General features: G+C 64.0%; 18 protein-coding genes. 4 read left to right on the top strand and 14 right to left on the bottom strand.

Features of this window, described 5'->3' with window-relative positions:
* Nucleotides 1-24: 24 nt before the first annotated feature.
* Nucleotides 25-339 (bottom strand): hypothetical protein, encoded by a 315-nt coding sequence (locus VVT58_RS12280; protein ID WP_066560866.1) that lies wholly within the window; start codon nt 337-339, stop codon nt 25-27.
* A 38-nt stretch (nt 340-377) separates the two neighbouring features.
* On the opposite strand from VVT58_RS12280, the gene VVT58_RS12285 reads away from it, so the two are divergent.
* Nucleotides 378-1499: a serine hydrolase gene (locus VVT58_RS12285; RefSeq protein ID WP_327752824.1), complete on the top strand. Its 1122-nt coding sequence runs from the start codon at nt 378-380 to the stop codon at nt 1497-1499.
* Between the two features lie 58 nt (nt 1500-1557).
* On the opposite strand, the gene VVT58_RS12290 is transcribed toward VVT58_RS12285, so the two are convergent.
* The 6 genes from VVT58_RS12290 to VVT58_RS12315 all read right to left on the bottom strand — a co-directional run bounded on the left by VVT58_RS12290 (nt 1558) and on the right by VVT58_RS12315 (nt 6884).
* Nucleotides 1558-2346 carry a PhzF family phenazine biosynthesis protein gene (locus tag VVT58_RS12290; RefSeq protein WP_327752823.1) on the bottom strand — a complete coding sequence of 263 codons (789 nt, stop codon included), beginning with the start codon at nt 2344-2346 and terminating at the stop codon, nt 1558-1560.
* A gap of 354 nt (nt 2347-2700) precedes the next feature.
* Entirely contained in the window at nt 2701-3777 is a 1077-nt protein-coding gene (gene aroC / locus VVT58_RS12295) for a chorismate synthase (RefSeq protein WP_327752822.1), read from the bottom strand.
* On the bottom strand, nt 3777-4022 hold the full coding sequence (locus tag VVT58_RS12300) for a hypothetical protein (RefSeq protein WP_351999982.1): 246 nt from the start codon (nt 4020-4022) through the stop codon (nt 3777-3779). The genes aroC and VVT58_RS12300 overlap by 1 nt, the downstream gene beginning before the upstream one ends.
* Before the next feature lie 128 nt (nt 4023-4150).
* Nucleotides 4151-4957, bottom strand: coding sequence for an enoyl-ACP reductase FabI (fabI, locus tag VVT58_RS12305; RefSeq protein WP_327752820.1), 807 nt, complete (start codon nt 4955-4957; stop codon nt 4151-4153).
* On the bottom strand, nt 4954-5925 hold the full coding sequence (locus VVT58_RS12310; protein WP_327752819.1) for a YihY/virulence factor BrkB family protein: 972 nt from the start codon (nt 5923-5925) through the stop codon (nt 4954-4956). The genes fabI and VVT58_RS12310 overlap by 4 nt, the downstream gene beginning before the upstream one ends.
* Nucleotides 5926-5939: 14 nt before the next feature.
* Complete coding sequence (locus VVT58_RS12315) at nt 5940-6884, bottom strand: DnaJ C-terminal domain-containing protein (protein WP_066560888.1); 945 nt, start codon at nt 6882-6884, stop codon at nt 5940-5942.
* Nucleotides 6885-7009: 125 nt separating this feature from the next.
* Between VVT58_RS12315 and pdxH the strand changes: the two genes are divergently transcribed.
* Nucleotides 7010-7585 carry a pyridoxamine 5'-phosphate oxidase gene (pdxH, locus tag VVT58_RS12320; protein WP_327752818.1) on the top strand — a complete coding sequence of 192 codons (576 nt, stop codon included), beginning with the start codon at nt 7010-7012 and terminating at the stop codon, nt 7583-7585.
* A 171-nt stretch (nt 7586-7756) separates the two neighbouring features.
* Nucleotides 7757-9088 carry a dicarboxylate/amino acid:cation symporter gene (locus tag VVT58_RS12325; RefSeq protein ID WP_087575249.1) on the top strand — a complete coding sequence of 444 codons (1332 nt, stop codon included), beginning with the start codon at nt 7757-7759 and terminating at the stop codon, nt 9086-9088.
* Nucleotides 9089-9107: 19 nt separating this feature from the next.
* On the opposite strand, the gene VVT58_RS12330 is transcribed toward VVT58_RS12325, so the two are convergent.
* Together VVT58_RS12330 and VVT58_RS12335 are read right to left on the bottom strand one after the other, a co-directional pair.
* Nucleotides 9108-9674: an NADPH-dependent FMN reductase gene (locus VVT58_RS12330; RefSeq protein WP_087575248.1), complete on the bottom strand. Its 567-nt coding sequence runs from the start codon at nt 9672-9674 to the stop codon at nt 9108-9110.
* 113 nt (nt 9675-9787) lie between these two features.
* Entirely contained in the window at nt 9788-10672 is an 885-nt protein-coding gene (locus VVT58_RS12335) for an aldose 1-epimerase family protein (protein ID WP_087575247.1), read from the bottom strand.
* Nucleotides 10673-10770: 98 nt separating this feature from the next.
* Between VVT58_RS12335 and VVT58_RS12340 the strand changes: the two genes are divergently transcribed.
* The gene (locus VVT58_RS12340; RefSeq protein ID WP_087575246.1) at nt 10771-11298 is read left to right on the top strand and encodes a hypothetical protein; all 528 of its coding nucleotides are present in this window, start codon (nt 10771-10773) and stop codon (nt 11296-11298) included.
* Here VVT58_RS12340 and VVT58_RS12345 read toward each other — a convergent pair.
* From VVT58_RS12345 to VVT58_RS12365, 5 genes are all read right to left on the bottom strand, one after another.
* A complete protein-coding gene (locus VVT58_RS12345; RefSeq protein WP_066560919.1) occupies nt 11243-11959 on the bottom strand; it encodes a DUF4386 domain-containing protein in 717 nt (238 codons plus the stop codon). The two genes, VVT58_RS12340 and VVT58_RS12345, sit on opposite strands and share 56 nt — an antisense overlap.
* 24 nt (nt 11960-11983) lie before the next feature.
* On the bottom strand, nt 11984-12652 hold the full coding sequence (locus tag VVT58_RS12350; protein ID WP_351999984.1) for an energy transducer TonB: 669 nt from the start codon (nt 12650-12652) through the stop codon (nt 11984-11986).
* Between the two features lies 1 nt (nt 12653).
* A complete protein-coding gene (pheT, locus tag VVT58_RS12355; protein ID WP_327752816.1) occupies nt 12654-15080 on the bottom strand; it encodes a phenylalanine--tRNA ligase subunit beta in 2427 nt (808 codons plus the stop codon).
* Nucleotides 15077-16168: a phenylalanine--tRNA ligase subunit alpha gene (pheS, locus tag VVT58_RS12360; protein ID WP_066560926.1), complete on the bottom strand. Its 1092-nt coding sequence runs from the start codon at nt 16166-16168 to the stop codon at nt 15077-15079. Before pheS ends, pheT begins: the two co-directional genes overlap by 4 nt.
* Nucleotides 16169-16229: 61 nt before the next feature.
* Complete coding sequence (locus VVT58_RS12365; protein WP_087575256.1) at nt 16230-16556, bottom strand: GIY-YIG nuclease family protein; 327 nt, start codon at nt 16554-16556, stop codon at nt 16230-16232.
* Nucleotides 16557-16584: the final 28 nt, after the last annotated feature.

Raw genomic sequence — 16584 nt, forward strand, 5'->3', positions numbered from 1 at the left:
GAGGGCCAGCCCAAGGGTCTGAGTCTAGGGCTCCAGCAAACAGCCCCAGCCCTGGCGATAACGCGCCGTACGGGAGGCAAGCAGGGGAACCGCCGCGTTGACCGATTGCGATTCAGGCAAGTCCTTCAACGACACGGCCCACATGCCGGGTTCCTTGTCGCCCTTGCAGCTCTCCATTGAGCGGCCCTCGACATAGCGGCAGGAGCAGGTGACACGCGCGCCGAAGCCCGCGCCGACCTGGGCATGGGCGCGCAGGTCGCTCCAGTTCCACGCAAACAGCGCCAGCGGCAACAGAGCCACCGCCAAAGCCCCATAAATCCATTTCCGGCGACCGGACATACTCCCCTTTCCCGCGCTCCGTGCTAAGGCCGCGGCTTATGAGGCTTGAGCGGGAAAGCGTAAAGCGCCTTGGCGCGATTGGCGGCATGTTGGCCGCACTGGCGGTGGCCGGCCTGTGGACCGTGCGCGCCGCCGGGCCAGAGCCGGTCGTCCACATAGCAGGCGATTCGGATGTGGATGCGGCGGCGCTGGGTGCAGCCATCGATCCGCTGTTCGACGATTCGGTTGGCGAGACGCGGGCATTGGTCGTCATGCACGATGGGGAGATCGTGGCCGAGCGCTATGCGCCGGGCTATGAGCCGCAGACCCGGCTGCCGTCCTGGTCCACCGCCAAGAGCGTGACGGCGGTGCTGATCGGGCTGATGGTGTCCGACGGGCGGCTGGCGCTCGATTCGCCGGTGCCGGTGGCGGCCTGGGGCCAGCCGGGCGATCCAAGGGGACGAATCACCCTGCGGCAGTTGCTGGCCATGACCTCCGGCCTGGATCATGTCGAGGATGCGGAGCCGGTGGCGCAGGCCGATACGGTGCGGATGCTGTTCACCGACGGCGCGCAGGATATGGGCGCCTTTGCGGGGGCCAAGCCGCTCGCCCATGCGCCGGGGTCGGTCTTCTCCTATTCGACCGGCAGCACGATCATCCTCACCGACCTGATGGCGCGGATGCTGACCAACAGCGCCGACCCCGATGCGCGGCGGCGGGCGATGCAGATGTTCATCGACGGGCGGCTGAAGATTCCGGCGCGCCTCGACAGCCTGACCGTCGAATATGATGCGGCGGGCACGATGATCGGAGGCAGCTTCATGCATATGACGGCGCGGGATTATGCGCGCTTCGGGGAGCTGCTGCGCAACCATGGGCGCGGGGTGGTGGGGCACCAGATCGTGCCGGAAAAGTGGATCGACTTTATGCGCGCGCCATCGCCGCGCAATGCGGCTTATGGGGCGCATCTGTGGCTCAACCGGGATAGCGAGGAAAGCGCGCTGATGCCGGGGCGGGCGCCGCGGAGCCTGTTCGGCTGCGTGGGGCATGATGGGCAATATATTCTTGTGTCGCCTTCGCAGCGCCTGACCGTGGTGCGGCTGGGCATGTCGCCCGGCAAAGAGCAGCGCGATGCCCTGAAGGCGGGGCTGGCGAAGCTAGTCGGACTTTATTCGCGTTGAAGGTGGAGCTTCCGTCCGTCATCCCAGCTTTCGCTGGGATCTCGTGATTGCAGCCACGCTAAAGCAGGAAATTGCCCTCTATCACCGTCCGGCAAGCCCCGGTCAGGATCACCCGGTTGCCGGACAGGCGGCAGGTCAGGCGACCACCGCGCCTGGACGCCTGAAATGCGGTAAGCCCGCTCTTGTCGAGGCGCTTGACCCAATAAGGTGTGAGCAGGCAATGGGCCGAGCCGGTGACGGGATCCTCGTCTATGCCCGCGCCGGGCGCGAAGACCCGGCTGATGATGTCGCTGTCCTCGCTGGGCGCGGTGGCGATGAGGAGGATGTCTCCCGCCTGCTTGAGCGCAGCGAAATCGGGTTGCAGCGCCCGGATCGCAGCGGCGTCGCTATAGACGAAGATCGCATAGCCGCCCTCCCGCCAATGGGTTTCGAGGACATCGCCACCCATGGCCATGGCAAGGTCCGGCAACGGCTTGGGCTCGGTCGTCCAGGCGGGGAGCGAGAGCGCATAGCCGTCGCGGTCGCGCGATACGGTGAGCACCCCCGCATGAGTCGTGCGGAAACGCACGGCGGTGCGGCCGCCCATCAGCACATGGCCGCTCGCCAGCGTGGCGTGGCCGCAAAGCTTGACCTCCACGGCGGGGGTGAACCAGCGCAGCGCGTAATCTGCATCCGGATCATCAGGCGTGAGCATGGTGAAGGCGGTTTCGGAAAGATTGTTTTCCGCCGCGATCGCCTGAAGCGTGGCGTCGTCCAGCCATTGGCCGAGCGGCATGACAGCAGCCGGATTGCCGGTGAAGGGGGCGTCGGCAAAAGCGTCGACCTGGATGAAGGGCAGGCTGGTCACGGGCGATCCTTTGGCATTTTCCCGTCATCATGCCGTTGCGATCGGCGCCGGGACAGGGCCGATCGGGCGGAACTGGTCTTGAGTGCCGTGCATGCGCAGACCCATCCGCCCGCAATCGAAAAACGAAATGGGCCAGCCATGCAAGATGGCTGGCCCGTGTTCGCGGCTGAAGGGGACGTTTTGACCGTCAATCCATGCTGAACCCGAAGGTTGCAGAGGAATGGCGCTCCCCAGGCTTACGCACTGCCGCTCGCCCTCCCGCGGGCGATCCATGCCGGGGATGTTACCGTAGATTGGGCGAGTCGTCTCGCGGGAATCGCGCCTTTGCCCGAATTATGGCTCCATTCGACGCGTTCAGTCCTCGCCGCACTGGGCCCGGTGAAGGAGTTTCTGGTCCGCCAGCACCAGCGCCATCATCGCTTCAACCACCGGCACGCCGCGAATGCCGACGCAGGGGTCATGGCGGCCCTTGGTGATGATGTCCGACGCACCCCCTTCGCGGGTGACGGTTTCGACCGGGATCAGGATCGAGCTGGTAGGCTTGAAGGCGATGCGAATCTTGATGGGTTGCCCCGTTGAGATGCCGCCCGCAATGCCGCCCGCATGATTGGCGAGGAAGACCGGATTGCCGTCATTGCCCGGCCGCATCGGATCGGCATTCTGCTCCCCGCGCAGGCGGGCGGCGGCGAAACCGTCACCGATCTCCACACCCTTGACCGCATTGATGCTCATCATCGCGGCGGCGAGTTCGCTGTCGAGCTTGGCATAGAGCGGCGCGCCCCAACCAGCCGGGACGCCGCTGGCGATGCATTCGACCACCGCGCCGAGCGACGAGCCGTCCTTCCGGGCATCATCGACCAGCTTTTCCCAGCGCTTCGCCGCTTCCGGGTCGGGGCAGAAAAAGGGGTTGTTGTCGATCTCGCTCGCATCGAAGCGGGCATGGTCGATGGCGTCGCCGCCGATCTCGCTGACATAGGCGAAGATGTCGACATCGGGGATAACGAGCCGCGCCACCGCGCCCGCCGCGACCCGGCTGGCGGTTTCACGCGCCGAGGAACGCCCGCCGCCGCGATAGTCGCGAAAGCCATATTTGGCGTCATAGGCATAGTCGGCATGGCCGGGACGATAGGCCTTGGCGACCTCCGAATAATCCTTGGAGCGCTGGTCGGTATTCTCGATCATCAGGCTGATCGGGGTGCCGGTGGTCTTGCCTTCGAACACGCCGGAGAGAATGCGCACCTCGTCCGGTTCGCGGCGCTGGGTGGTGAATTTCGACGTGCCCGGTTTGCGCTTGTCGAGGAAAGGCTGGATGTCGGCTTCGGACAGAGGCAGGCCCGGAGGGCAGCCGTCGACCATCGCGCCAATGGCGGGACCGTGGGATTCGCCCCAGGTCGAGAAGCGGAAGACGCGGCCGAAGCTGTTAAACGACATCAGCCTGGATCCTTTTTGATCTTCAAACGCTCAGCGAGCGCTGCACAGGCGGCAGCCTCTCCATCACAGCGGAAGTCCGTCGTGATCTCGAGACCATCGGTTCCATAATGATAATCATAGCAGGCAATGGCCGGATGCGCCTTGTCCTTTGCGGAGGTCCCCATCCAGATACGGGTCCGGGGCATCGGGATGGACCGCTCATCCAGATTATAGATCCGCAGGCCGGCCTCATCCATACGCACCATGGTTCGCTTCGCCACCGCATCATCCAGTGCCTGGGAAAAAAGCTGGAGAGATATGGCTTCACGCCCGCATAGCGAAACGGGAGCATCCGGCTGAGCAACCGTCATTGCCATGGAGATGAGCAATGGACTCATTTGTCCAGTGCGATGTCGGGCGCATCCTCGGCCTTCATACCGATGACATTGTAGCCCGCATCGACATGGTGGACTTCGCCGGTCACGCCCGATGCCAGATCGGACAGCAGGTACAGGCCCGCGCCGCCCACATCCTCGATCGTCACATTGCGGCGGAGCGGGCTGTTCAGCTCGTTCCACTTCATGATGTAGCGGAAATCCCCGATGCCGCTCGCCGCCAGCGTCTTGATCGGACCGGCGGAGATGGCGTTGACACGGATATTTTCCGGGCCCAGGTCCATCGCCAGATATTTGACGCTGGTTTCCAGCGCTGCCTTGGCCACGCCCATGACGTTATAATGCGGGATGACCTTTTCCGCGCCATAATAGCTCAGCGTCAGCAGGCTGCCGCCCTCCGCCATCAATTCTCGCGCGCGCCTGGCGACGGCGACGAAGCTGTAGGCCGAGATGTTCATCGTCAGCAGGAAATTTTCCAGGCTGGTGTCGACATATTTGCCGCGCAGCTCATTCTTGTCGGAAAAACCGATGGCGTGGACCACGAAATCCAGCTTGCCCCAGCGCGCCCTGACCTCGTCGAAGGCGCCATCGAGCTTTTCCATGTCCGACACGTCGCAGTCGATCAGGAAATCGGAACCCAGTTCCTCCGCCAGCGGCCGCACCCGCTTGGCGAGCGCTTCGCCCTGATAGGAGAAGGCCAGTTCCGCACCCTGCGCATGCAGCGCCTTCGAAATACCCCAGGCCAGCGACTTGTCATTCGCCAGCCCCATGATCAGACCGCGTTTTCCCGCCATCAAGCCTGTCATCTCGTCGTCCCATTCCCTTTGTCGACCTGCGCGGCGGCTTCGGCTTCCTCTTCCGGGAACTCCGCCAGCGCCGCATTCAATTCCGCGCCAATTACCACGCCAAGCCCGACAAGGAAGAAGAAAATGAGCGTGATCATCACGCCGGCCAGGCTGCCATAGGTCATGTCATAGCCGCCCAGTAGCGAAAGCGTGGCCGGCAGCAACAATGTGACGCCATACCACCACAGGGCCGTGGCGATGGCGCCGGGCCATTTGGGGAAGCGCGGATCCTTGTACAGGCTGGGAGTCAGCGAGACATAGAGATAATAGAGCGCGACGCACAATATCGCCATCGGCACCAGCTTGGTGAAGGCGACGATCTGGATCGCCTCGTCGGCAAAGGGCAGGATCTGGTGCAGGAACTGGTCGATGCCGGTGATGATGACCTGCATCGAGAAGGCGAACATCACCGCGAAGACGCTGATCAGGGTGATGCCGATGGCGGTCAGCCGATAATGCCAGAAGGGCCGCGTGCTTTTCGTGCCATAGGCGCGGCGAAGGATATCGCGGATCGTCTCGATCAGGCTGCCGACCGTCCACAGCCCGACCAGCCCGCCCAACCAGAGCAATGGCCCCGTGCGCGCGTTCAGCACGTCGATGATCGGCTGGCGCACCACGTCGGCAACCCCCGGCGGCACGGTTGCCAGAAAGGCGCCGACCGCCGCCAGCCCGTCCTGCGAATGGCCGAAGATGCTCGCCACCGCCGCCGCCACGATGAAGAAGGGGAACAGCGTCATCAGCGAGAGATAGGCGAGGTTCCCGGCATGAATGAAACCGTCGCTATAGGTGCCGACGGCCACGCGCTTGGCGATTTCAAAGGCATGGCTGCCCGGACGCACCCGATCGATATGGCGGTTGAAATGGGCGCGGGCTTCGTCGGCAAGCCGCTGGCGGCGGGATTCGGGGGAATAAGGCGAAGGCTGCGGCATCCCCCTCTAACACCCTAGACGCCGAGATGGGTCCGCACGGCGCGGCTGTCCTGCCAGCCTTCGACCAGCGCCTTGATCGCCGGATCGTCGGCGGGCACATCGATCAGCAAAGTGACGAGCTGGTCGCCGCGCTGGCCGCCGTTCTTGCCGGTAAAGCCCTTGCCGCGCAGGCGCAGCGTCTTGCCGGAGGATGCGCCCGCAGGCACGCCCAGCATCACCGGGCCATCGACCGTGGGAACCTTGACCTTCGCCCCCTTCACCGCCTCGTCGAGCGTGATCGGCAGGTCCAGCAGCACATTGTCGCCGTCGCGGGTGAAGAAGGCGTGCGGCTTGACCTCGATCGTGACGATCGCGTCGCCCGCGCCGCCGGAGCCTTGCTGGCCCTTGCCGGAAAGCCGCATCTGCGTGCCCGTCTCGACCCCCGCGGGCAGTTTCAGGTCGATGGTCTTGCCGTCCTGAAGCGTGATCCGCTGCGGCGCGAGCGTGGCGGCGTCGACGAACTGGACGGCCAGGCGATAGGTGACGTTGGCGCCCTTTTGCGGCGGCGCCCCACGGCCAAAGCCGCCAAAGCCCCCGCCCCCTCCGCCCCGGCGTCCCGCGCCGCCACCGAACAGGCCTTCGAAAATATCCCCGAAATCCCCGCCGCCTTCCTGGAATTCGAAGCCGCCGCCCTGTCCCGGCCGGCCACGGAAGCCCCCTGCCCCCCCGCCGCCGAAGCCGAAGGGCGAGGTCGGATTGCCTTCCCCGTCAATCTCGCCCCGGTCGAAGCGCGCGCGCTTGTCCTTGTCCGACAGCAGGTCATAGGCGCTGGTAACGGCGGAAAATTTCTCCGCCGCCTTGGGATTGTCCTTGTTCCGGTCGGGATGCAGTTCCTTGGCCAGCTTGCGATAGGCGGACTTGACCTCTGCCTCGCTCGCGCCGCGCGCGACGCCCAAAATGGAGTAGGGATCAGCAGCCATCGCCGTTCATGCATCCTTGTTCGAAGAAAAACCCGTTCGCATTCTATGTGGCGAAAGGCGCGGGATCGTTCAAGCGTGGTAAAGCCTTATCGACACGGCTTTATGAGGGGGGTACATCACCGCGCATGACCAATCCCTTCGACCTGTTCGATGCCTGGTATGTCGAGGCGCGCGAAACCGAGATCAACGATAGCAACGCCATGGCGCTCGCCACCGCCGACGCGCGCGGTCGGCCCTCGCTGCGGATGGTGCTGCTGAAGGGGCATGGACCCGACGGCTTCATCTTCTACACCAATTTCGAGGGGCGCAAGGCGGAGGAACTGCACGCCAATCCCCATGCGGCGCTGCTGTTCCACTGGAAGTCGTTGCGGCGGCAGGTCCGTATCGAAGGACCAGTGGGCCCGGTGGACGACGCCACCGCCGACGCCTATTTCGCCACGCGCAGCCGCGACAGCCAATTGGGCGCCTGGGCGTCCGACCAGTCGCGCCCGCTGGAATCGCGCGATGTGTTCATGGCGCGGTATGAGGAAGTCAGCCTGCGGTTCGAAGGCGGGCCGGTGCCGCGTCCGCCCCACTGGTCGGGCTTCCGCGTTGCCCCCGAACACATCGAATTCTGGCAGGATCGCGAACATCGCCTGCATGAGCGCCGCCTGTTCGAGCGGACCGCCGACGGCTGGCGCGAGGGGCTGCTCTACCCCTGAGGGCATGGATTTGGGCGCGGGATGGGCGCGGAATATGATCCTTCATTCGTTTAATGCGATGACGGCTCGGGGCGCCTCCGATTGCGGGCGCTGCGGGTGCCTGTTAGGTGTGGCCGCCTTGCAGGACAGACCATGAATGCGGCGCGCCCACGTGCCGGTTAAAGGAACGAGATGCGAAATCGACTGACGGCGTTCATCCTGACGGGCATGGTTCTGGGGGTGATCGTGGGCTTCGCCACCAATATCTGGGCGGGCGGCGACAAGAGCTTGGCCAAGGATGTGGCAGGCTATTATCATCTGCTGGCCGACATCTTCCTGCATCTGATCAAGATGATCATCGCGCCGCTGGTCTTTTCCACGCTGGTCGCGGGCATCGCCCATATGGGCGACAGCGCGGCGCTGGGGCGGATCGGCGGGCGCGCGCTTGCCTGGTTCATCATCGCCAGCCTGATCTCGCTGACCCTGGGCCTCATCTTCGTCAATTTCTTCGCGCCGGGCGAGGGACTCAACCTCGTGCGATCCGGCGCGGATGCGGGGGTCAATACCGAAGCGCTCAATTTCCAGGATTTCGTGCTGCATGTCTTCCCGACCTCCATGGTCGGGGCCATGGCGGAAAATTCGATCCTGCAGATCGTCGTCTTCTCCCTGTTCGTGGGCATCGCGCTGACCGCCATCGGGGAGAAGGGCAAGCCGATCGTCACCGTGATCGAGGCGATGGTCGAACTGATGCTGCAGGTCACCGGCTATGTCATGCGCGTGGCCCCCTTCGCCGTGTTCGGGGCGCTCGCGTCGGTGGTGACGACCGAAGGCCTGGGCGTGCTCAAGACCTTCGGTGAGCTGGTGGGCGAATTCTACCTGTCGCTGATCGCGCTGTGGGTGCTGCTGTTCGCGGCGGGATCGATCTTCCTGGGCAAGCGGATGGTGAAGCTGATCCGATATGTCCGCGAGCCGATATTGATCGCTTTCTCGACCGCCTCGTCGGAGGCGGCCTACCCCAAGATGCTGGAGCAGCTCGACCGCTTCGGCGTGCCGCGGCGGATCTACAGCTTCGTGCTGCCGCTGGGCTACAGCTTCAATCTGGACGGGTCGATGATGTATTCGACCTTCGCCACCATCTTCATCGCGCAGGCCTATGGCATCGACCTGCCGATCGCGACGCAGATCACGATCCTGCTGGTGCTGATGGTCACCAGCAAGGGCATCGCCGCCGTTCCCCGCGCTTCACTCGTCGTCGTGGCGGCGACGCTGGGGCAGTTCGACCTGCCGGTGGAGGGCGTGGCCTTCATTCTGGCCGTCGACCATTTCATGGACATGGGCCGCACCGCGACAAACGTGCTGGGCAATGCCATCGCCACCTCCGTCATCACCAAATGGGAAGGCATGCTGGAGGTCGAGGAACCGGAATATGTGGCCCATCCCAAGGCGCCGTCGCACACGCCCGCGCATGGCCGCGCCGGGCTGGAACTGGCGTCGGACATGGTGGAGGAAGAAAAGCGCAGCTAAGACGTCACGCCACTCCCCTTTAGGCCTTCTTCACCGCCTCGGCCCAATAGACCAGGCTCCGGGCGAAACTGGCGAAGCCGCGTTCCAGCGCGGCGCCGCTTTCGCCATGGGGGCGGGCTTCGGCGTCCAGCGTATCCCCGATCTGGCCGACGCTGAGGCGCTCGGGGATGACGGTCATGCCCATGGCGTTCAGCGTCACCGTCCAGGCGGCATGGCTGTTGACGCCGGCATAGCGGCCCATGGAATAGCTGGCGATGCCCGCGGGCCGGCGATCGAATTCCTTGAGGAAATGGTCGGTCAGGTTCTTGAGCCCCGGCTGGACGCCGCGATTATATTCGCCCGCGACGAAGACGAAGGCGTCCGCAGCCTTGAGGCGCTGCGAGAGCGCCGTCATGGCGGCGGGCGCTTCGCCGGGCGGATAGTCGCTGTAGCGCAGGTCGAGCATCGGCAGACCGATCGCCTTTGCGTCGATGAGTTCGGCTTTGTGATCCAGAGCCTGAAAGCCGTTGATCAGATAATCGGCCAGGCGGATGCCGAGGCGGCCCCGCCGATAGGAGCCGTAAAGGACGAGGATATCGAGCGCCATGGGAGACTCCCTTCCCTGAATGGGTGGAGGGAGTGTCTCACTGACGCTCGATGACGTCCAGTGAGTTGAAGTGGATCGTGCTCCTGCGGAGGCAGGATTACGAAATCCCCAATTCAGCGCTCGACCACCGTCACATCCATCCGGAATGCCCGCTCCGTCCCCGGCCTGAGCCGCATGATCCCCTGCTTTTCCCACACATCGCCGGAAAAGCCGACCGGATCGGCCATCCCCGCCCAGGGCTCAACGCAAAGATAATGCGCGCCCGGCCTCTGCCACAGCCCCAGCCAGGGCGTATCGGGAAAGTCGATCTTCAACCCCGTCCGCCCCGGCACGCCCCAGAACAGGCTGCGGCTCTCCAGCCGGTCCCAGATCAACGCGTCCGCCTCGAACATCGCATGGGTCGGCGCGAGCACATTCCCCTCCACCGGGGTCGCCACATTCTCCAGCGCAATCAGCCCCGGCTCCTCGCCCACTTTGCGGATCGGCGCGGGTTCGGCCTTCTCGAACAGCACCCGATGCTCTTCCACCGCGCCGCCATAGGGCAGCGGCCAGGCGAAGGCCGGATGATAGCCGAAGGAAAAGGGCATGTCGGCCTGACCCTCATTCGATATGATGGCGGCCATCCGCAGCGTCCAACCTTCGATCGCAAAGCGCATGTCCATCCGGAAATCGAAGGGATAGACCGCCCGCGTCTCCGCATCCGCCTCCAGCCGGAAGGTCACGGCATCGGCGTTCCGCTCCACCGCTGCAAAATTTCTCAGCCGCGCAAAGCCATGCTGCGGCATCGGATAGTCCTGCCCCTCGAAACGATAAACGTCGCCTCGCGATCGCCCGACAAAGGGAAAGAGCAACGGCGCATGCCCCGCCCACCAGCGCGGATCGGCATCGGTCATCAACTCGCGCCCTTGGCTGTCCTTGAGCGACCAAAGCTCCGCGCCGAGGGGATGGACGCTGGCGCTCAGGCCGTCTGAACCGATGGTGATGAATTCGTCCGCCATGCGCCAAGAATCTCCCATTGCCACGCCCCGGCATAGCGGCGAAGCAGGCCGGGAACCACGCCCTATCTTAAAGGTTTGAAAGTCAGGGAGAAAAAGGGATGAAATGGATATTCGTGGCTGCGCCGCTGCTTTTTTCGACTGCCGCTCCGGCGCAGGTGCAGGAGAAGAAGGACGACACCCTCAAAAAAGCCGGCAGCATCGCCACGCAACCGGCGCGGGATGTCGGCATCGACAAGGATAAGATTCCCCAAGTCCTGCAAAGGGCGGTCGAAGACCCTTATGGACGCCCAGCATCGCGTAGCTGCAAGAACCTCAAGGCGTCGCTGGACGAACTGAACGCCGTCCTCGGTCCCGACTTCACTGTCGGTCAAAAGGCCAATGAAAACCGCACCGGCAAGATCGCGGAGGCCGTCGGCAAGACGATCGTCAATTCGATCATCCCCTTTCGCGGCCTGGTGCGGGAGATCAGCGGCGCCGCCCCCGCCGAGCGCCGTCTGGAGGCCGCCGTCACCGCCGGCATAGCCCGGCGCGGCTATCTGCGCGGGATTGCGGCCGAACGGGGTTGCAAGATCATGAGCCCGCCGCCGACTCCGCAGGAAAATGCCGAGGATGCGCCCCGGAAATAAGCAGCCATAGCGCAAATACCGCTTCGGCCAGCAACGCGACGATGTCCGCCTGGATCACCGTCGCATCGGCCAGGTCAGGCGCGATCAGCGCGACCGATCGCACCGCCATCTGGATGAAACCGCCCAGCGCCAGCCCGACGCCGACGGCTTTGGGCAGCCGCCCCGATCGAAAGGCAAGCAAGCCGATCAGCAGCAGATAAAGCCCGATGAAGATGCGTCCGATCCCCTGCACGGCTTGCCCCAGCGCAAGGAAAATCTGCACCAGCGAATGCACTTCCGCCATGCCGATCCCTGGATGCGGCGCGCTGTCGAGCAGGACCGGCGGCGCCATGGTCATGAGGCTGCTCGCGGCCAATGTGGCAATCCCGGTCAGCGACATCAAAGCCGCCACCCGCGCCAGATTGCGCGCAACAGGCGCGAACAGCGCGTAAAGCAGCGCCGTCGCCACGGCCATCCCGCACAACACGACGACATCGGCGGCTTCCCCGATCCGATAGAGCCAGGGATAATCCGCGATATTGCGCGCCGTCTCCCGCCCATTGCCGGGCACGACCAGCGCCGCCCGCGCCACCGCATCGCCAAGGATGCGGGCAGCCATCGCGCCGAGAATGAAGAGTCCGGCGAGCCGTGCTTTTCCGTCAACCCCGGCGAACAGCTTCATGCGCGGCGTGCCTTTCCAGCCCGTTCACCCAAAAGTGAATCGGATCGTTCCTCTGGTCGGTATGGCGCGGCCTTCGCTGTCGATGGCGGGCAAGAGCAAAGCATGCCTTTCGAGAACGGGGCATAGCTGTTCAGTAAAGAACGAAGCTCTGGCCCTATCTTCGACAAGGCAATTGTGCATCCGACCGGCGGTAGTGACAATGAAGCCAATCAGCACGTCCCTACCCTGGAAAGCCGCCAAAGCCGGTCTTTCTTGATATAATGTGTCAAGCCAATTCTCCGGTGAAATTGGCGTTGCTCCTCCGAAACCCAGAGCATCGGCGCTGTCTTTTGCCGCCGGCCCGTTGCTCATCCTCGCCCATCTCACAACGAGAGGGATATCAACGGATTCCGGTTTTCCGTTCGCGTCCAAAGCAGGCGAAAAGGGCCATCTATGTGCAACGAGAGAGCAACTTGGCTTGCGTAATATTTCCGGCCCTTCGTTGGCCATTACTTCGCACCGCACTTGGCCATCCGGCTCAACCCGCACCCGGATCGGAATATCACCGGCAAGCCCGTTTATCAGCGCTTCTGGAGGATAGTCATTCCTCTGAATCCTCACGACCAGCGCGGATGACGAAGCGCTAACCGCTTGGCCCAAGCAGCATATCGCCCAAAACAGCAGCATGCTTTTACACCAAGCCGACCGATTCATATTACCCCCTCAGACTGCCGCCCAGCTTCTCGGCCGCCTTCACCACCGCTGCGCTGATCGCGTCCAGCTCCTCCTGGGAGAAGCTCTTTTCGCCCGGTTGCAGGGTGATTTCGATGGCGAGACTCTTCTTGCCCTCTTCCACGCCTGGGCCCACGAAGACGTCGAACAGCCGCGCATCGACAATGGCTTTCTTGTCCGCGCCCTTGACTGCACGTACCAGCGCATCGGCCTCGACCGCCTGATCGATGACGAAGGCGAAGTCACGCTTCACCGCCTGCAACGCGGGCGGCGCATATGGCGCGCGCATGAAGCCGCTGGCCCGCTTGGCCGGGATAGCGTCGAGGAAGATCTCGCCCGCGACCACCGCGCCGGTCAGCCCGAACTGCTTGGCGAGGCTGGGATGCAGCACCCCGAATTCGGCCAGAAACACCTTCGGCCCCAGCCGCAATGTGCCCGACTGGCCTGGATGATAGGCGCCCGACGCATCCCCGAAGCTCTGCAAATTCGCCACCGGCGCACCGGCTGCGGCGAGCAGTGCCAAGGCTTCCGCTTTCGCATCACCAGCTTGGAAGGCTTGTGCTTTACCCGTCTGCCAACCGCGCGCAATCTTCTCACGCGCCAGCACGAAGCCGACCGTCGCCCGCTCCTTATCGGCAAAGTATCGCCGCCCCAGCTCAAACAGCCGCACCGAAGCCGCGCCGCGATCCATGTTCCGCCGTGTGGCCGACAGCAGGCCGGGCAGCAGCGAAGGCCGCATGACCTTGAGGTCTTCGGAAATCGGATTGGCCAAAACCCATGCTGCCGTCCAGTCGCCGCCACCGACCGATGCCGCTTCCTTCTCCGAAATGAAGGACCAGTTGATCGCTTCGGCCAGCCCCCGCGCCGCCGCCGTCCGGCGCACGCGCCGTTCGACATTCTGTTCGGGCGTGGCGGTCGGCTTGGCGACGCCGGGCGCGCGAGGCAAGGGGGTGGAGGGCACCTGATCCAGCCCGACGATGCGCACCACTTCCTCGACAATGTCGGGCCAGCCGTCGACATCGCGGCGCCAGCTTGGCACGCTGACGGTCCAGTTGGCCGGCGTCGTCACCGGCACGCCGTCCTGATATTCGAAGGTGGAATCATTGCCGGTGATCCCGAAACCCAGGCTTTCGAGGATGCGCTTCTGCTTATCCTCGGGCACGTCGACCCCCGCCAGCGCCAGGCATTGCGACGGCTCATAGGTCACGGTCTTGTTTGCCACCGGCGGCGAACCCGCCCGCGTCGCCTCGCTCGGCGTGCCGCCGCACAGCTTCACCACCAGATCGGTCGCGATCGACAGGCCATCGTCCAGGAAAGCCGGGTCCACCCCGCGCTCGAACCGCCCACGCGCATCGCTGGTCAGCGCCAGCTTCTGCCCCGTCACCGCGATCCGCTCCGGCGTGAAATAGGCGCATTCGATCAGCACATCGGTCGTGCCGTCCTGCGCGCCCGAATGCTCGCCGCCCATGATGCCGCCAATGTCGTGCACGGCTTCATCGTCCGCGATCACGGTCATCGTCTCGTCGACGGTGTAGCTCTTGCCGTTCAGCGCCAGCACCTGCTCGCCGGGACGACCCTTGCGCGCCACCAGCGGCCCCTTGAGCGTCGCCATATCATAGACGTGCAAAGGCCGCCCCAGGTCGATCATGATGTAATTGGTGATGTCGACCAAGGTGCTGATCGGCTTCTGCCCGATGGCCTTCAACCGCTTCGCCATCCATTCGGGCGAAGTACCGTTCGTCACGCCCTTGACCGTTCGCGCAAAGAAGGCCGGACAGCCATCCGCATCCTCGACCCGCACATCCGGCCCCGGCCCGACGCCCTCAACGATCGGCACGACGATGGCGTTCAGCGTGCCCAGCCCCGCCGCCGCCAGATCGCGCGCAATGCCGCGCACGCCCATGCAGTCCTGCCGGTTCGGCGTGATCGACACGTCGATCACCGGATCGTCGAGGCCAGCCCATTGCGCATAGACCTGGCCCACAGGCGCATCCGGGTTCAGCTCGATGATCCCATCATGATCCTCGCCCAGTTCCAGTTCGCGGAACGAGCACATCATGCCGTTGGATTCGACCCCGCGAATGGCCGTTTTTTTCAGCACCATACGGTTGACCGGCACCACCGCGCCCTCAGTCCCGAACACGCCGACCAAGCCCGCGCGGGCATTGGGCGCGCCGCACACGACCTGCAACGCGCCGTCGCCCGCATCCACGGTGAGCACCTGCAACTTGTCGGCCTGCGGATGCGGATCGGCGGTCAGCACCCTGGCGATGCGGAAGGGGGCCAGTTTCTCCGCCGGATTTTCGACACCCTCGACCTCAAGCCCGATGTTCGTCAGACCTTTAAGGATCGTCGGCAGGTCGGCATCGGTCTTGAGATGCGTCTTGAGCCAGCTCAGCGTGAACTTCATGCGCCCACTCCTCCGCTGAGCGTCGGAACATCCAGCGCGGAGAAGCCATAATGTTTCAGCCAGCGCAGATCGCCGTCGAAGAAAGCGCGCAAGTCGTTCATCCCATATTTCAGCATCGCCAGCCGGTCGACGCCGGTGCCGAAGGCAAAGCCCTGCCATTCATCCGGGTCCAGTCCGCACGCCTCGATCACGCGGCGGTTGACCATGCCGCTGCCCAGCACTTCCAGCCAGCCGCCACCCGGCGCATCGCCGTCGCCGCCGATCACCCGCTGGCCGTTGGTCAGCGTATAGCCGACGTCCACTTCGACCGACGGCTCGGTGAAGGGGAAATAGCTCGGCCGCAGCCGCAGCACGATATCGTCGCGCTCGAAGAAAGCCTTCAAGAAGGTTTCCAGCGTCCACTTCAGATGACCGAGCGTGATCCCCTTGTCGATCACCAGCCCCTCGATCTGATGGAACATCGGCGTATGCGTCGCGTCCGAGTCCGAGCGATAGACCCGGCCCGGCGCAATGATACGGATCGGGGGCTCCCCGTTCATCATCGTGCGGATCTGCACCGGGGAGGTGTGGGTGCGCAGCAGCATCTTTTTCCCGTCCTCAGCGTCGGGGAAATAGAAGGTGTCATGCATCGCCCGCGCCGGATGCGTCTCCGGGATGTTGAGCGCGGTGAAATTATGCCAGTCGTCCTCAATCTCCGGCCCGGTCGCCACGGAGAACCCCAGGTCCGCGAAAATCTCCGCCAGTTCGTCCATCACCTGGCTGACGGGATGAACCGACCCCTGCGCACCCAGCTCAGCAGGCAGCGTCATGTCGATCTTCTCGGCGGCCAGCTTCGCATCAAGCGCCGCTTGCTCCAGCGCCGCCTTCTTCTCCGTCAGCGCCGCTGTCACGCTCTCGCGCAAGTCCTGTATCGGCGGGCCTTTCTCCAGCCTCTCTTCCGGACTCATCGGCCCAAGGGTCTTGAGCAGCCCCGTCACCACTCCATTCTTGCCCATGGCGCCCACACGCAGCGCTTCCAGCGCCTCCAGCGTGTCCGCAGCCTCGATGTCGGCGATCAGGCCGGCTTTCAGATTGGCAATCTCACTCATCTTAAAGTCGTTCCCGCGAAGGCGGGAACCCATCTCCCGCACTATCCAAATTCCAAGGCGCTCAATCGATGCGCCGACTCTCCAAAGCCTCAAAACCCAAATCGAGAGCGAAATCACGCCATTCGGGATTATCCCGCTCGATCAGGTCGATCTTCCACTGCCTGTTCCACTTCTTGATCTGCTTCTCGCGCCGGATCGCCTCTTCCATCGAACCGCCGCTCTCGAACCAGACCAGCCGGTGCACGCCGTAGTCTTTTGTGAAGCCATCAATCAAGCCGGAACGATGCCGATGCAGCCGTTGAATGAGGTTTGAAGTGGCTCCGATGTACAGCGTGCCATTCTTATGACTGGCCAAAATGTAAACTGTCGGATCGAAGTCGCGTTGCATGGCCAGTCCGGAGATGGATTCCCGCCTT

The sequence above is a fragment of the Sphingobium sp. SJ10-10 genome (assembly GCF_036038995.2).
In the GTDB taxonomy this organism is placed as follows: domain Bacteria; phylum Pseudomonadota; class Alphaproteobacteria; order Sphingomonadales; family Sphingomonadaceae; genus Sphingobium.

Coding starts and splice junctions, on each gene's coding strand:
- VVT58_RS12300 (WP_351999982.1), bottom strand. CDS start 4,022: ATGGTGCGTATGGATGAGGCCGGCCTGCGGATCTATAATCTGGATGAG.
- VVT58_RS12335 (WP_087575247.1), bottom strand. CDS start 10,672: ATGGCGGACGAATTCATCACCATCGGTTCAGACGGCCTGAGCGCCAGC.
- fabI (WP_327752820.1), bottom strand. CDS start 4,957: ATGACAGGCTTGATGGCGGGAAAACGCGGTCTGATCATGGGGCTGGCG.
- pheS (WP_066560926.1), bottom strand. CDS start 16,168: ATGAGTGAGATTGCCAATCTGAAAGCCGGCCTGATCGCCGACATCGAG.
- VVT58_RS12350 (WP_351999984.1), bottom strand. CDS start 12,652: ATGAATCGGTCGGCTTGGTGTAAAAGCATGCTGCTGTTTTGGGCGATA.
- VVT58_RS12365 (WP_087575256.1), bottom strand. CDS start 16,556: ATGCAACGCGACTTCGATCCGACAGTTTACATTTTGGCCAGTCATAAG.
- VVT58_RS12280 (WP_066560866.1), bottom strand. CDS start 339: ATGTCCGGTCGCCGGAAATGGATTTATGGGGCTTTGGCGGTGGCTCTG.
- VVT58_RS12345 (WP_066560919.1), bottom strand. CDS start 11,959: ATGAAGCTGTTCGCCGGGGTTGACGGAAAAGCACGGCTCGCCGGACTC.
- VVT58_RS12325 (WP_087575249.1), top strand. CDS start 7,757: ATGCGAAATCGACTGACGGCGTTCATCCTGACGGGCATGGTTCTGGGG.
- VVT58_RS12315 (WP_066560888.1), bottom strand. CDS start 6,884: ATGGCTGCTGATCCCTACTCCATTTTGGGCGTCGCGCGCGGCGCGAGC.
- VVT58_RS12330 (WP_087575248.1), bottom strand. CDS start 9,674: ATGGCGCTCGATATCCTCGTCCTTTACGGCTCCTATCGGCGGGGCCGC.
- aroC (WP_327752822.1), bottom strand. CDS start 3,777: ATGTCGTTTAACAGCTTCGGCCGCGTCTTCCGCTTCTCGACCTGGGGC.
- VVT58_RS12340 (WP_087575246.1), top strand. CDS start 10,771: ATGAAATGGATATTCGTGGCTGCGCCGCTGCTTTTTTCGACTGCCGCT.
- pdxH (WP_327752818.1), top strand. CDS start 7,010: ATGACCAATCCCTTCGACCTGTTCGATGCCTGGTATGTCGAGGCGCGC.
- VVT58_RS12285 (WP_327752824.1), top strand. CDS start 378: ATGAGGCTTGAGCGGGAAAGCGTAAAGCGCCTTGGCGCGATTGGCGGC.
- VVT58_RS12310 (WP_327752819.1), bottom strand. CDS start 5,925: ATGCCGCAGCCTTCGCCTTATTCCCCCGAATCCCGCCGCCAGCGGCTT.
- pheT (WP_327752816.1), bottom strand. CDS start 15,080: ATGAAGTTCACGCTGAGCTGGCTCAAGACGCATCTCAAGACCGATGCC.